Source organism: Nocardioides sp. F233, assembly GCF_057813895.1.
Genome location: NZ_JBVASH010000002.1, coordinates 313,656 through 328,068 on the forward strand (window position 1 = coordinate 313,656; position 14,413 = coordinate 328,068).

Below are 14,413 nucleotides of genomic sequence, written 5' to 3' on the forward strand. Positions count from 1 at the left end.
GGCCCGCGGCCGTGCTCAGGCAGAGCGCAACGGGCGTACGGCGGCGGGATCGACCACGTTCGTGAGGTCCGTGGCGGCTCCCAGCACCTGGCCGTTGGCCGAGATCGGGGGCGCGTCGACCACGTCGGCGACGATCGCCGTCACGTTGTCGCGGCTGCCGCCGTCGAGCGCGGCGAGCACCAGCCGGTCGACCGCCATGGACCGGCTGTCGAGACCGAGCCCGAGCGCGATCGCCGCGGGGGAGAGGACGTCGCTGAGTCCGTCGCTGCACAGCAGCAGCCGGTCGCCGGGCTGCAGGTCGAGCATCAGCAGGTCGGGGTCGGGCACGTGCTCGCCGTCGACGGCCTGCAGCACCACGTTGCGGTACGGCGACGCGGCGGCCTGCGCCGGCGTCAGCTGACCGTCGTCGACCATCGACTGGACGAGGGTCTGGTCGTGGGAGAGCTGGCTCAGCTCGCCGCGGCGCAGCAGGTACGCCCGGGAGTCGCCGACGTGGGCCAGCGCGGTGTGGACGCCGTCGGTCAGCACTGCGGTCAGCGTGGTCGCCATCCCCGTGCGCCGCGGGTCGGCGGCGATCCCGGCGGCCAGCTGGGCGTGCGCCTCGCGAGTCGCCGCCCCGAGCAGCCGCGCCGGTTCGTGCCCAGGGTGGGCCAGGGCCCGCGCGCTGACGACGTACGACGTCGTGGCCGAGGCGATCTCGCCGGCCTCGGCGCCACCGACGCCGTCGGCCACGCAGAGCAGGTAGGGGCCGGCGAAGCCGCCGTCCTCGTTGTTGGTGCGCACGCGACCGGTCTCGCTGCGCGCGGCGAAGCGGAACTGGAGCACGGTGCTCACCTCCCGGGGTCGTGCCTGTTCAACGCCCGGGAGGGGTCGCGGAGTTCCCAGCTCAAGCTCAGCTGCGGAAGCCGACCTGTCCGGCCGTGCTGCGGCCGATCTCGACGTAGGCGAGCTTGGCGGCGGGGACGACGGTGACCTTGCCCTTGGTGTCGGTCAGCGTGATCACGCCGTCGTCAGCGGCGATGGCGTCCGCGACCAGCTTCGCGACGGCCTCGTTGGACTCGTCGGTCTCGATGACCAGCTCTCGGGCGGTGTTCTGCACACCGATCTTGACCTCGACGGTCATGGTCACACTCCTCGTTCGTGGGGACGCCAGCCTAGCCAGAGGCTGGTCGGTCAGTTCTCGTCGGTCTTGGGGTAGCCCCGGATGCCGCGCCACGCGAGGCCCGCCACGAGGGCGGTCGCCTCGTCGCGGCCCAGGCCGGCCATGGCACCCTCGTTCTCGGTGAGCCAGAACCGGGCGCTGACCTGGGCCATTCCCACGAGGGAGACGGCGAGCAGCTGGGAGGCCGCGGGCGGCAACGCGGTGTCCTCGGCGATGACCGTCGCGATCAGGTCGGCGCACTCGGTGGTGACCCGGTCGATGTGGCCGCGGACGGCGGGCTCGTTGGTGAGGTCGGACTCGAACACCAGCCGGAAGGCACCGGTGTCGTGGCCGACGTACGCGTAGAAGGCGTCGATGGTCGCCGCCACCCGCTGCTTGTTGTCGTGGGTCGAGTCGAGTGCCTTGCGACAGTTGGCGATGATCGAGTCGCACGCGGCGTCGAGGATCGCGAGGTAGAGCTCGAGCTTGCCGGGGAAGTGCTGGTAGAGCACCGGCTTCGAGACGCCGGCCCGCTCGGCGATGTCGTCCATCGCCGCGGCGTGGTAGCCCTGGGCGACGAAGACCTCCAGGGCAGCGGACAGCAGCTGAGCGCGTCGCTCACGCCGCGGGAGTCGTACGCCGCGCGGCCGCGGCTCGTCCAGGTCGAACTGCTCGGTCACCACGGACACGAGACTACTCGCTGGTAGCCCGGGTCCGGATGGCGGGACGTGGCGCCCGGCCCTTGGACCGGACAGGGACGATGGCAGGGTCGAGGGAACAACCCGGGGCCGCCCCAGCGTTTCGCCCTGGACCCCCATCCACCTGCAGTACTCGAGGAGCAACACCGTGAGCTTTCCCGCGCTGGTCGAGCCGGCCGCCGAGCTGACCATCGACGAGGTCCGCCGCTACAGCCGTCACCTGATCATCCCCGACGTCGCGATGGACGGTCAGAAGCGCCTCAAGAACGCCAAGGTGCTCGTGATCGGCGCCGGCGGCCTCGGCAGCCCGGCGCTGCTCTACCTGGCCGCGGCCGGCGTCGGCACGCTCGGCATCGCCGAGTTCGACGAGGTCGACGAGTCCAACCTGCAGCGCCAGGTCATCCACGGCATGTCCGACCTCGGCAAGGCGAAGGGGCTCTCCGCGAAGGAGTCGATCCTCGAGATCAACCCGCTCGTCAACGTGGTCCTCCACGAGGAGCGCCTCGACAACGACAACGTCATGGACGTGTTCCGCGGCTACGACCTGATCGTCGACGGCACCGACAACTTCGCCACGCGCTACATGGTCAACGACGCGGCGTACTTCCTCGGGATCCCCTACGTCTGGGGCTCGATCTACCGCTTCGACGGCCAGGCCTCGGTCTTCGCGCCCACCATGGCCGACGACGCCCCCTGCTACCGCTGCCTCTACCCCGAGCCGCCGCCGCCGGGCATGGTCCCCTCCTGCGCCGAGGGCGGCGTGCTGGGCGTGCTGTGCGCGAGCATCGGCTCGATCCAGGTCAACGAGGCGATCAAGCTGCTGATCGGCGCCGGCGACCCGGCCATCGGCAAGCTGGTCATCTACGACGCACTCGAGCTGGAGTGGCGCAAGCTGAAGGTCCGCAAGGACCCCAACTGCGCGCTGTGCGGTGAGAACCCGACCGTCACCGGCCTGATCGACTACGACGCCTTCTGTGGTGCGATCTCCGAGGAGGCCGCCGACGCCGCCGTCGACGCCACCATCTCGGTCACCCAGCTCGCCTCGATGATCAAGGAGAAGGAGGAGGGCAGCCGCGACTTCGTCCTGATCGACGTGCGCGAGCCCGCCGAGGCCGAGATCAACCACATCCCCGGCGCGGTCCTGATCCCCAAGGGCGACTTCCTCAACGGCACCGCCCTGTCCCAGCTCCCGCCCGTCGACTCCGGCAAGCAGGTCGTCCTGCACTGCAAGAGCGGCGTCCGCTCGGCCGAGTGCCTGGCGATCGTCAAGGGTGCCGGGTACGACGACGCGGTCCACGTGGGCGGCGGCGTCGTGGCCTGGGTCAACCAGATCGACCCGAGCCAGCCCAGCTACTGAGCAGTCGAACGGGCCCCGCGATCCTCCCGGATCGCGGGGCCCGTTCTTGTCCCCGGTGCGACGCGCGCCGGGTCCTGGCGGATCATCTGGCGCGACGACCCAGCCCACACGAAGATCATGGTGTTGCGCAAGGGGTGCGACGAAGATCTGCCGCCGGAACCGCTCCGTCGCGTTCGTGGCCGTGACCGCGACGCCGTGTCGTCGTTGTTCCTGGCACGCGGCCTTGCTGTCGCGTCGCACCAATCGGAGGGCGTCCGGGCACCACGAGCCGGGCTGCACCGAGGGAGCATCGGGAGCCCCGTTCGGCCGGACGGGGCTCTCTGCCTGTCCGGGCCGCACGGCATGATCGGCCTCGTGGACGAGGGGTACGTCGAGCGGGTGCTCGACCTGGTCGAGCAGGTCCCGCCGGGACGGGTGACGACGTACGGCGCCGTGGCGGCCGTCGCGGGAGGTGGACCCCGGCAGGTGGGGTCGGTGATGGCGAGGTACGGCGGCCCGGTGCCGTGGTGGCGGGTCGTGCGTGCCGACGGCACGCTCCCACCCAGCCACGACGACCGGGCCCGCGAGCACTACCTCGCCGAGGGGACGCCGCTGCGCAGCAGCAGCGGCGCCCTCGACATGCGCCGGGCCTTCTGGGACCCGGAGACCGGGGACTAGGCCAGGTCGGGGTGGATCAGGCGAGCGCCGCGACGGCGGCGTCGTAGTCGGGCTCGGTCGCGATCTCGGGGACGAGCTGCGAGTGGAGCACGGTGCCGTCGGCGTCGAGCACGACGATCGAGCGGGCGAACAGGCCCTCGAGCTTGCCGTCGGTCATCTTGACGCCGTAGTCCTCACCGAAGGAGGAGCGGAAGGCGGAGCCGACCTGGACGTTCTCGATGCCCTCGGCGCCGCAGAACCGGTTGAGGGCCGGCGGCAGGTCCTGGGAGACGTTGATGACCGCGGTGTTCTCGAGGCCCGCGGCGAGCTCGTTGAACTTCCGCACGCTCGCGGCGCACACGCCGGTGTCGATGCTCGGGAAGATGTTGAGAACCGCGCGCTGGCCCTCCGGAAGGGTCACGGAACCGAAGTCCGCGCCGACCAGGGAGACCGACGGAGCGGCGGTGCCGACGGTGGGCAGGTCGCCGACGGTGTTGACGGGGTTGCCCCCGAGTGCAGTGGTAGCCATGCGTCTTGTCTAGCAGGTCCCCCCGAGCCGTCCGTCACCCCGTCCATCACCGGAGCCGGCCGAGGAAGCCGACTGCCTGGCGTACGTCGAGCAGGCGGCGTTCCCAGGTGATGCCCACGACGGTCAGCAGCGCGCCCGCGAGGCCGATCCAGACCCACTTCGGGAACTCCCCGGCGTACGGCCCGAGCTCGCGCAGCACCACCGCCGCACCGACGCTCGCGCCGACCACCAGCGGGGCGCTCCAGCGCATCGCGGCCCCGGCGACGGTCAGGGCGAGGCAGCCGGCGCCGAGCGCCAGGGCCCGCAGCGACACCGGGTCGCCGAACACCCACAGCAGCGACGGGATCGTTGCGAGCAGCAGGCCCGGCAGCAGCGCCTCCAGGGTGCCGACCGCGGCCGAGCGCCGCAGCCGCCACGTGCCCAGGCCGAGCAGGCCGACGGCGAGCGGCAGCGTGTACGCCTCCGGAGCCGTCACCTCGAGGTCGGCCAGCCGGACCCAGCTCGCGAGCAGGAGCAGGGCGGTGCCGACGATCGCGCAGCCGCGGCGGGACTCGTGGAGCAGCGCGGTCGCGCCGAACAGGCAGCCGGCGACCGTCAGCCACAGCGCGGCGTAGCCACCGGCGTCGGAGGCGGTCACCAGCGACACCGGGAGAGCGAGGGCCGCGACGGCGATCGCCGGAAGCTCGATCTCGAGCCGGGGGAGGCCCAGGGCGAGCACGCCGACGGAGAGGAGGACCGGTACCGACACCCAGGCGGCGTCGTCGGCGATCACCATCGCGGCCGCTGCCGTCGCGATGCCCAGCGCGGCCGGGGCACCGATGCCGGCCACGACCCGGGTGGCCTGCTGCCGAACCGCGACCGCGACGACGACCAGGGCGGCGGCGAGGGGCGCGACGGTCGTGAGGACCAGGCCGTCGCTCGGCAGCGCGCCCAGCGCGACACCGGCCGTCACGGCCGATCCCGCGACCGCCCACACGGTCGCCTCGGTGCCGGTCGTGAGCAGGGTGAGGGCGAGCGCGCCGAGCGCGGTGAAGGCAAGGACGGCGACGGGCGCGGCGAGAGGGACGTCGTACGACGCCACGGTGGTGGCGGCACCGAAGCCGGTCACCAGGCCGGCCACGCGGGCCCAGACGGGGAGCGCGCGCCGGGCGCGGTCGCGGTCGACGAGCGCGATGCAGGCGAGCACGGTCAGCAGCGAGGGCACCAGCAGCAGCGGCTCGGTGGCGGCGTCCGGCGACGTCAGCCGGACGTCGAACGGTCGGTCGAAGACGTCGCTCACCCGGCTCCAGCGGTCCAGCGCGGTGCCGGCGGTCTCGGCCGCCAGCGCCAGGAGCACCAGGCTCCCGGCTCCCGCAGGAGCGAAGGCGATGATGCGGGCCGAGCGGGGCAGGACGCCGAGGGCGAGCACCCAGGCGGCCGTCGTACCGAGCGCGACGAGGCCGACCGTGCGGGCGTCGGTGTCGACGCACGGGAGCGTGAGCACGACGGTGACGAGCATCGCGGAGCCGCTGGCCCCGGCGAGGAGCAGGTCGCGGTGCCGGGCGACGGCGCCGGGGACGAGCAGGACCGCGGCGCTGACGAGCAGCGACCAGCCGGATCCCTCGGCCCAGAGCTGGTGGAGGTCCGGCGTCAGGACCGACTCGACGAACCCGGCGCCGGCGGTGCCCAGCCAGGCGAGGGCGGACGCGCTGGCGGTGCTCCAGAGCAGGACCGGGGCGTCGACGCGACGGCCCAGCAGGACGACGGCGATCCCCACCGCGGTGACGAGGTGGCCCGCAACGAGCCAGTGGTCGGTGGCGCCGACCGCGCCGGCGTACCCGACCAGGATGCCGATGCCGGCGATCACCTGCGGTGCGACGAGGCGCGGCTGGTCGGCGACCCGGACCAGGCCGAGCGCGACGCCCGCGAGGGCGACCGCACCACCCGTGGCGCAGGCGATCGTGGCGGCTCCGGCGTCGCCGAACCAGCCGGCGGTGCCGGCTCCGACGACATCGAGGGCGAGCATCCCGAGCGCCACCACGACGAGTGACTCCCCGGCGATCCGCAGCCCGACCCGGTGCAGCAGCAGGGCCGCCGCGCCGGCCGCGAGCGTCAGCGCGGCGAGCACGGCGGTGCGCCCGCCGACGCCGAGCGTCGACCACGACACGGCCAGGAAGATCACCGCTGCCACGAGCAGGCAGAACGCCCCGAGCCCGAGGAGGATCTTCGGGACCGAGGCGAACGAGACGCCGGCGGGGCTGTGGGGCGTCAGCGGGGGAGCCGGGTACGACGGCAGGCCGGTCGCCGGAGCGCGCTTGGCCGGCGCCGGGGCTGCTGGCGGGGTGAGCGGGCCGCCGAGGGCGCTCGCTGCGGCGGCACCGACGGGTGCGGCGGGTGCAGCAGGTGTGCTCGGTACGGCGTGGAAGGTGTCGCTCGCGGTGCGGAGCCGGGCGAGGATCCCGTCGGCCCGCTGGAGGGTGTCGAACAGGTCGACGGCCAGCGGGTGGCGGACCAGCAGGTCGCAGGTCGGGCAGACGGGTGCACCGGCGGGAAGATCGGTGCGGCAGTCGGGGCACAGCATCGGGTCGGCGTAGCGCATGGCTCCATTGCGCCACCCCGCGTACTCGTCCGACAGCAGGCCGCCACTCAGTCCCGGCTGAGTGTCGGTACTCAGTCGGCCGGTTTGTCCACAGGTCTGCCCACCGGTTGGGGACAACCGGCGGCTGTCCTGTGGACAGGAATGGGTCGAGCTGTGGACGACACGCCGTGTGCCGGTGGATGACGAGAAACCCTCGAAAAACCTGGCCGGAACCCCTTGCAACGCGTCGATGGACGGGCGTAGAACTTCTCCCACGCACTCCTCCGGGAGAGCGGGATCAGCCGGAAGGCATCGATCCAGCCGGCCAGGCCGAGACCTTCGGGTCGGAGCGAGGCGGCCCCTCACGGGGACGCCGGCCGCGCGAGCCGGGTGACGAGGTTCGCGGGATCGCAGCAGCCGGGTGGTCGACCGGGAGCGTCACCAGTACTGGTCACCCGAAGGGCCCTTGTGACTCATACTCACGAGGGCCCTTCATCCTTTTTGGGCGTGGTGCGGTCCCAGCAGAATGGGCGCATGGCCGACCGTCCTGCCCTCGCCGCCCGGCTCGACCTGCAGCCGCACCCTGAAGGCGGGTGGTACCGGCAGACCTGGGCGTCACCGGTGTGCGTGACCTTGCCGGACGGGCGCGTGCGGCCGACGGCGACGCTCATCTACTTCCTGCTCCCGGCGGGCGAGTCGTCGGCGTGGCACCGGGTCTCCTCCGACGAGGTGTGGCTGGCGCACGAGGGCGCCGTCACGGTGGAGCTCGGTGGCGACGGGGCCGTCCCGGACGAGGCGGCCGCGACGTCACTGGTGGTCGGGCCGGGGAGCGGACAGGGGCTGGTGCCGGCCGGTGTCTGGCAGCGGACCGTCGTCTCGGGCGAGGACGCCCTGGTCAGCTGCCTGGTCTCACCGGGCTTTGACTTCGCGGACTTCGAGCTCGCCTGACGTCGCCTCGTGCGCAGCCCCTGCCGACCGGGCCCGTTTGTGTCGGGCGGGGGTGGTTGAGTGGCGCCCGTGGATTCCTCGACGGCTCCGACCAGCTACCGCTTCGCCCCGGCCCCGCCGGCCGCGGCCGTGCCGCAGCTCGACGAGCACCAGCGCCAGGTCGTCGACCACTCGGGCGGCCCGCTGCTCGTCCTGGCCGGCCCCGGCACCGGGAAGACGACGACCCTCGTCGAGGCGATCGTCGACCGGATCGAGCGGCGGGGAGCACGGCCCGACCAGGTGCTCGCGCTGACCTTCTCCCGCAAGGCAGCCGACCAGCTCCGCGACCGGGTCACTGCGCGCCTGGGCCGCACGACCGGCACCCAGCTCAGCTCGACGTTCCACTCCTTCGCCTACGCCCTCGTCCGCCGCTACGCGCCGGCGGGACTCTACGAGGCGCCGCTGCGGCTGCTCTCCGCGCCCGAGCAGGACGTCGTCCTGCGCGAGCTCCTGGCCGACCACCCCGAGTCGGTGCGCTGGCCCGATCGGTTCCGGCAGGCCATGGCCACTCGCGGGTTCGCGCGCGAGGTGCACGCCGTGCTCGGCCGGGCCCGCGAGAAGGGGCTCGACAGCGACGACCTCCTCCGCCTCGGGCGGGAGGAGGGCATCGACGAGTTCGTGGCGGCCGGGCTGTTCCTCGAGCAGTACCTCACCTCCCTCGACTCGTTGGGCGCGACCGACTACGCCGACCTGATCCGCCGCGCACGGATCGAGGCCGAGGCCAACCGCGCCGAGCTGCGCGACCAGTTCCGGCACGTCTTCGTCGACGAGTACCAGGACACCGACCCGGGCCAGGTGGCGCTGCTGCGGGCGCTCGCCGGCGACGGCCGCGACCTGGTGGTCGTGGGCGACCCGCATCAGTCGATCTACGCGTTCCGCGGCGCCGAGGTGCGCGGCATCCTCGACTTCCCGACCGCGTTCCCGCAGGTCGACGGCCGCCCGGCCGATGTGGTCGCGCTGCAGGCGACGCGTCGGTTCGGCCCGCGCATCCAGCTGGCTGCGCAGCGGGTGGCCGGGCGGATCGGTCTTCCGGGCACCATCCCGGACGCCGCGCGAGAGGCGTTCCTCGCGCCCGAGTGCGTGCCGGGCCCGCACGGGGACGGCCGGGTCGAGGTGTTCACCTTCGACACCGAGCGCGCCGAGGCCGATCGGCTCGCTGATCTGCTCCGCCGCGCCCACCTCGAGGACGGCGTCGGCTGGGACGAGATGGCGGTGCTCGTCCGTTCCGGGCGCGCGAGCATCGCCCCCCTTCGTCGCGCACTCGGCGCCGCCGGTGTCCCGGTCGAGGTCGCGAGCGACGAGATCCCGCTGGCGCGGGACCCTGCCGTGCTGCCGTTGCTCGACGCCCTGCGCGCGGTCGTCAACCTCGACGTCGACGATCCCGACGACGTCGGCTACGTCGACGCCGGACGAGCCGAGGCTCTGCTGACCGGGCCGCTCGGCGGGCTCGACGCCGGCGACGTCCGCCGGCTCGCGCGTCAGCTCCGGACCCAGGAGAAGGCCGCTTGCCAGCAGGAGGGTGGGACGCCGCGCAGCTCGCGCGAGCTGGTGCGGCTCGCGGTCGTCACGCCGACGACGCTCGACGGGCTCGATGGCCCCGAGGCCGAACGTGCCCGCGTCCTGACCCGGCTGCTCCTACGGGCTCGGGCCGAGGCCGCCGCGGGCGCGAGCGCCGAGGACCTGCTCTGGACCTTGTGGACCGGGACCGGCTGGCCGCAGCGGCTGCGTCGTGGGGTCGAGGCGGGTGGCGGCGGGGCGCGGCGTGCTCACCGCGACCTGGACTCGGTGTGCGCTCTCTTCGACCTCGCGGCCCGGATGGAGGAGCGACGTGAGCACCTCGCGGCGGCGGCCTTCCTGGCCGGCCTCGTCCAGCAGGAGATCCCTGCCGACACCCTGGCTGACCGGGGAGCCCGTGGCGCGGCCGTGCGGCTGCTCACCGCCCACCGCAGCAAGGGACTCGAGTGGCGCCTGGTCGTCGTCGCCCACGTCCAGGACGGTGGCTGGCCGGACCTGAGGCTGCGGAGCAGCCTCCTGCGCGCCGACCGGATCGGGCCCGGTGTCCTCCTGCCGGAGGTGACGGCGCGCGCCCTGCTGGCCGAGGAGCGGCGCCTGTTCTACGTCGCCTGTACCCGCGCCCGGGAGCGCCTCGTGGTGACTGCGGTCGCCTCACCCGACGACGACGGCGAGCAGCCCTCCCGGTTCCTCGAGGAAGTGGTGCCCGATCGCGACCACATCGTCGCTGTCAGCGGTCGGCCTCCCCGGCCGCTGTCCCTGCCGGGACTCGTGGCCGAGCTGCGCCGTACTCTCGCCGATCCCGACGCTCCCGAGCCCCTGCGCTCCGCCGCTGCCCGCCGACTGGCCCGGTTGGCCGGCGAGTCGTCGGGGCGCCGGGCCCTGGTTCCCTCGGCCGATCCTGCCAACTGGTGGGGCACTCGCGCCGCATCGCGGTCGGTCGAGCCGATCCGTGCCACCGACCAACCCGTTCCGATCTCCGCCAGCGTCCTCGATTCGATCGCGGCCTGCCCGACCCGGTGGTTCCTGGAGAACGAGGCCGGCGGAGTGGCGCGGTCGCACCAGTCCGCCAACCTCGGCCAGCTCGTCCACGCCCTCGCCGAACGGGTCGCCGACGGCACGATCGCGGGCGACCTCGATGCACTCATGGCGGAGGTCGACCGGGTGTGGGACCGCCTCGACTTCCGTACGCCCTGGTCCAAGGAGCGCGAGCACAGACGCGTCCGCAACGCGCTGGCCCGATTCCTGGTCTGGCACGAGCAGAACCCCCGACGTCTGCTGGCGACCGAGGCGCGCTTCGCGACGGTGGTCACCATGGACGACGGGACACCGGTCCGCATCCACGGGTACGCCGACCGGGTGGAGATCGACGGCACCGGGGCAGTGATCGTGGTCGACCTGAAGACGGGGCGTGGCAAGCCCACCGGTCCGGCGGTCCGCGACCACGTCCAGCTCGCGCTCTACCAGTACGCCGTCGATGCCGGCGCCCTCGACCGTCCGGACGAGGACCTGACCGGCTTGGTCAGCGGAGGAGCCGAGCTGATCCAGCTCGGCCTCGAGGACGGCTCCGCCGACGTCACCCGTCAGGCGCAGGACGCCCACGCTCCCGACGGGCCCGAACGCGAGGCGCTCCGCACCCGGATCGCCGGCGTCGCGCAGCTGCTGCGCACCGAGACGTTCCCGGCTGTGCCCGGGGACCATTGCCGTGACTGCGGATTCGTGCCGCTGTGCCCAGTGAAGAGCCCCGGATCGGTGGTGGAGCGATGACCAGTCCCGGACCGGTCGAGATCCGCACCCCCGAGGACCTCCAGCGGGTGATGAAGGCGGACTTCCCACCCAGCGCGGAGCAGTGGCACGCCATCACCGCGCCACTCTCACCCGTGGTGGTGATCGCCGGCGCCGGCTCCGGGAAGACCACGTTGATGGCTGCGCGGGTCGTCTACCTGGTGGTGACCGGCCAGGTCCGACCCGAGGAGATCCTCGGTCTGACCTTCACGACCAAGGCAGCGGCCGAGCTGCGCCAGCGGGTGCGCGCCGCCCTGCTGGCTGCCGGAGTGCTCGACCTGCAGCGACCCCGCGCAGCCGCGGACGAGGACGCCGAGGTGCTCGAGCCGACCGTGGCGACCTACAACGCCTACGCCGCGGCGCTGCTCACCGACCACGGTTTGCGGATCGGGCACGAGCCCGACACCCGCGTCATCACCGACGCCGCCCGCTACCAGCTCGGCGCTCGTGCGGTCGACCGCCACGACGGTGCCGTCGCCAAGCTGTCCGACCACCCACCGACGGTGATCCAGAACCTCCTCGCCCTCGACGGCTCGATGAGCGAGCACCTCGTGGGGCCCTCGGACGTCCTCGGCTTCGATGCACGCGAGCGGGCGTCCTTCGAGCGCGAGCTCGTCACCGAGCGCGACGGGAAGGGCCGCAAGACCTACCTGGAGGCAGTGCAGAAGGCGATCGACGTGATCGACCGGCGGGCCGAGCTGATGGGCCTGGTGGCGTCGTACCGACGCCTCAAGGCCGACCTGGGGCTGATGGACTTCAGCGACCAGATCGCACTCGCTGCGCGGCTGGCGCAGGAGCAGCCCGAGGTCGGGGCGCTCGAGCGGCAGCGGTTCAAGGTGGTGCTGCTCGACGAGTACCAGGACACCTCGGTCGCCCAGGCGACCCTGCTCGCCCGGCTCTTCGGCGAGGGACACCCTGTGATGGCGGTCGGTGACCCCAACCAGGCGATCTACGGCTGGCGCGGTGCCTCGGTGTCCAACATCGTGAACTTCCCCGAGGTCTTCCCCTCCGCCGACGGTCGGCCCGTCCCGGTGCTGCCGTTGACGGTCAACCGGCGCTCCGACACCCGCATCCTCGATGTCGCCAACACGCTCGCCGCGCCGCTGATGGCCAAGTACGGCGACAAGGTCGCGACCCTCGAGCACGGCTCGACCGATCCGGGATCGGTGCGGGTCAAGGTCTTCGAGACGCACCTGGACGAGCTCGCCTGGCTGGTGGACGAGGTGCGGGCAACCCACGACGCCGGCACTGCGTGGGGACGGATCGCAGTTCTGAGTCGCGACAACCAGCACGGTGAGGCCGTCTTCGACGCCCTCACCGGCGCCGACGTCCCGGTGGAGATCGTCGGACTCGCAGGACTCGTGCGGCTCCCGGAGATCGCGACGGTGGTCGCGACCCTCAAGCTCGTCCAGGACGTCACCGACAACGCCTCGCTCCTGAGCCTGCTGGCGGGCCCCCGCTGGGCGATCGGTCCTCGTGACCTGCGCCTGCTCGGCCAGCGGGCGCTGGATCTCGTCGGTCGCGGTGGCCGGCAGGAGTCGGACTCGATCCACGAGCAGCTCGTCGCCATCGCCGACGGCATCGATCCTGCGGAGGTCCCGTGCCTCGACGACGCGCTGGCCGACCCCGGCGACGCCGCATACTCGCCCGAGGCACGAGGGCGCTTCGCCCTGGTCCGTGACGAGCTGCGTCAGCTGAGAGCGGCGATCGGCGAGCCGCTGCTCGACCTGGTCCGTCGCATCGTCGACGTGACCGGTGTCGACGTCGAGCTGGCGTCGTCCGTCAGTGCAGCGGCCGCGGCCCGTCGCGAGAACCTCGACCTGTTCGTGAAGGCAGTGGCCGACTTCCAGGCCGTCGACGGCGACGTCACGCTGCCCGCACTCATCGCGTGGCTCACGGCCGAGGACGAGGCCGGCAACGGCCTCGAGGTCGCCACGCCCTCCGAGGCCGACTCGGTCAAGCTGCTGACCGTGCACCGCTCGAAGGGCCTCGAGTGGGCGACCGTCTTCTGTGTGGGAGTGGGCGAGGGACGCTTCCCCAGCACGCAGGGCAGGTCGCTCTGGACATCGTCACCGAGCGTGCTTCCTGCGCCGCTGCGCGGCGATGCTCCTGATCTCCCGAAGCTGGTCGGCCACGACAAGGCGGCGCTCGACGCCTACCGCGTCGCGACCCGCGCGCACGAGGCGGAGGAAGAGCTCCGCCTCGGGTACGTCGCCTTCACCCGGCCCGAGCACCACCTGTGGGTGACGTCCTTCCTGTGGGGGACCCGCAAGAACCCCTACGGCCCGTCGACCTTCCAGAACACGATCCGCGAGCTCTGTGACAGGTGGGGCGAGCCGGTCGAGTGGCGGGACAAGCCGGAGAAGGGAGCGAGCAACCCGTTCGACGCGGTGGACCCGTCGCGCCCCTGGCCGGTCGAGGGCGTCGGGGCGGAGACCGCCCGCCGCCTGGACGCCGCGGAACGGGTCGCCGCCGCGGACCCGTCGCTGACGGAGGACCTCGACCTCGACCTCGTCGACGCGGCACGAGTGGCCGACTGGGACGCCGAGATCGATCGGCTGCTGGTGGAGGCCCGTGCCGAGCGGTCGTCCCGGATCACTGTCGAGCTCCCGTCCTCGTTGTCGGCCACCGCGCTCGGCCGGCTGCGTGACGACCCCGAGGGCTTCGCCCGCGACCTGGCCCGGCCGATGCCGCGGCAGCCGGCGCCCGCGGCTCGGTTCGGGACCCGGTTCCACGCGTGGGTGGAGGCCCGGTTCGGCCAGCAGGGACTCTTCGATCCCGACGAGCTGTCGGGGCGGGCCGACGTCGGGATCGACGACGAGGCAGACCTCAAGGATCTCGTCGGCCGGTTCGAGGAGGGCCCGTTCGGCAGCCGCGAGCCATACGCGGTCGAGGCCCCGTTCGCGCTGGTCCTCGGAGCGAGGGAGGGCCGGCGACAGGTCGTGCGGGGGCGGATCGACGCCGTGTACGTCGAACCCGACGGTTCGTACCTCGTCGTCGACTGGAAGACCAGCGCCCGCCAGGACGCCGATCCGCTCCAGCTCGCGCTCTACCGGCTGGCGTGGGCTGAGCTCGAGGGGATCGACCCGGCGCAGGTGCGGGCCGGCTTCTTCTACGTACGGACCGGCGAGCTCGTGGAGCACGACGAGCTGCCGGGCAGGGAGGAGGTGGAGGCCCTCCTCCGGTGAGGCCGCAGCAGGAGTGCCGTGGC

Annotated in this window: 10 protein-coding genes; 5 read left to right on the forward strand and 5 right to left on the reverse strand. The window is 72.9% G+C overall.

Annotated elements, in window-relative coordinates; translation table 11 throughout:
- Positions 1–15: 15 nt before the first annotated feature.
- From ACZYRU_RS07935 to ACZYRU_RS07945, 3 genes are read right to left on the reverse strand one after another with little or no spacing between them, the layout of a single operon-like run.
- Positions 16–834: a PP2C family protein-serine/threonine phosphatase gene (locus ACZYRU_RS07935; protein ID WP_488956542.1), complete on the reverse strand. Its 819-nt coding sequence runs from the start codon at positions 832–834 to the stop codon at positions 16–18.
- Between the two features lie 58 nt (positions 835–892).
- Positions 893–1,123, reverse strand: a complete 231-nt coding sequence (locus ACZYRU_RS07940) for a DUF3107 domain-containing protein (protein WP_488956543.1) — start codon at positions 1,121–1,123, stop codon at positions 893–895.
- Positions 1,124–1,173: 50 nt separating this feature from the next.
- Positions 1,174–1,824, reverse strand: coding sequence for a TetR/AcrR family transcriptional regulator (locus ACZYRU_RS07945; protein WP_488956544.1), 651 nt, complete (start codon positions 1,822–1,824; stop codon positions 1,174–1,176).
- Positions 1,825–1,987: 163 nt separating this feature from the next.
- Here ACZYRU_RS07945 and moeZ point away from each other — a divergent pair, with 163 nt between their 5' ends.
- Positions 1,988–3,196 (forward strand): adenylyltransferase/sulfurtransferase MoeZ, encoded by a 1,209-nt coding sequence (gene moeZ / locus ACZYRU_RS07950; protein WP_488956545.1) that lies wholly within the window; start codon positions 1,988–1,990, stop codon positions 3,194–3,196.
- A gap of 342 nt (positions 3,197–3,538) precedes the next feature.
- The gene (locus ACZYRU_RS07955) at positions 3,539–3,853 is read left to right on the forward strand and encodes an MGMT family protein (RefSeq protein ID WP_488956546.1); all 315 of its coding nucleotides are present in this window, start codon (positions 3,539–3,541) and stop codon (positions 3,851–3,853) included.
- Positions 3,854–3,869: 16 nt separating this feature from the next.
- Here the strand turns inward: ACZYRU_RS07955 and tpx are convergent, their stop codons facing one another.
- Positions 3,870–4,361: a thiol peroxidase gene (gene tpx, locus ACZYRU_RS07960; protein WP_488956547.1), complete on the reverse strand. Its 492-nt coding sequence runs from the start codon at positions 4,359–4,361 to the stop codon at positions 3,870–3,872.
- A 46-nt stretch (positions 4,362–4,407) separates the two neighbouring features.
- A complete protein-coding gene (locus tag ACZYRU_RS07965) occupies positions 4,408–6,939 on the reverse strand; it encodes an SCO7613 C-terminal domain-containing membrane protein (protein ID WP_488956548.1) in 2,532 nt (843 codons plus the stop codon).
- Positions 6,940–7,452: 513 nt separating this feature from the next.
- Here ACZYRU_RS07965 and ACZYRU_RS07970 point away from each other — a divergent pair.
- The 3 genes from ACZYRU_RS07970 to ACZYRU_RS07980 all read left to right on the forward strand — a co-directional run bounded on the left by ACZYRU_RS07970 (position 7,453) and on the right by ACZYRU_RS07980 (position 14,390).
- Positions 7,453–7,866 carry a cupin domain-containing protein gene (locus ACZYRU_RS07970; protein ID WP_488956549.1) on the forward strand — a complete coding sequence of 138 codons (414 nt, stop codon included), beginning with the start codon at positions 7,453–7,455 and terminating at the stop codon, positions 7,864–7,866.
- Positions 7,867–7,935: 69 nt separating this feature from the next.
- A complete protein-coding gene (locus ACZYRU_RS07975) occupies positions 7,936–11,184 on the forward strand; it encodes an ATP-dependent helicase (RefSeq protein WP_488956550.1) in 3,249 nt (1,082 codons plus the stop codon).
- Positions 11,181–14,390 (forward strand): ATP-dependent helicase, encoded by a 3,210-nt coding sequence (locus ACZYRU_RS07980; RefSeq protein ID WP_488956551.1) that lies wholly within the window; start codon positions 11,181–11,183, stop codon positions 14,388–14,390. Before ACZYRU_RS07975 ends, ACZYRU_RS07980 begins: the two co-directional genes overlap by 4 nt.
- The last annotated feature ends 23 nt before the right edge of the window (positions 14,391–14,413 follow it).

Bases quoted from the DNA above. Each gene is read 5' to 3' on its own strand.
- ACZYRU_RS07940 (WP_488956543.1), bottom strand. From the start codon at position 1,123: ATGACCGTCGAGGTCAAGATCGGTGTGCAGAACACCGCCCGAGAGCTG.
- ACZYRU_RS07955 (WP_488956546.1), top strand. From the start codon at position 3,539: ATGATCGGCCTCGTGGACGAGGGGTACGTCGAGCGGGTGCTCGACCTG.
- tpx (WP_488956547.1), bottom strand. From the start codon at position 4,361: ATGGCTACCACTGCACTCGGGGGCAACCCCGTCAACACCGTCGGCGAC.
- ACZYRU_RS07965 (WP_488956548.1), bottom strand. From the start codon at position 6,939: ATGCGCTACGCCGACCCGATGCTGTGCCCCGACTGCCGCACCGATCTT.
- ACZYRU_RS07970 (WP_488956549.1), top strand. From the start codon at position 7,453: ATGGCCGACCGTCCTGCCCTCGCCGCCCGGCTCGACCTGCAGCCGCAC.
- ACZYRU_RS07980 (WP_488956551.1), top strand. From the start codon at position 11,181: ATGACCAGTCCCGGACCGGTCGAGATCCGCACCCCCGAGGACCTCCAG.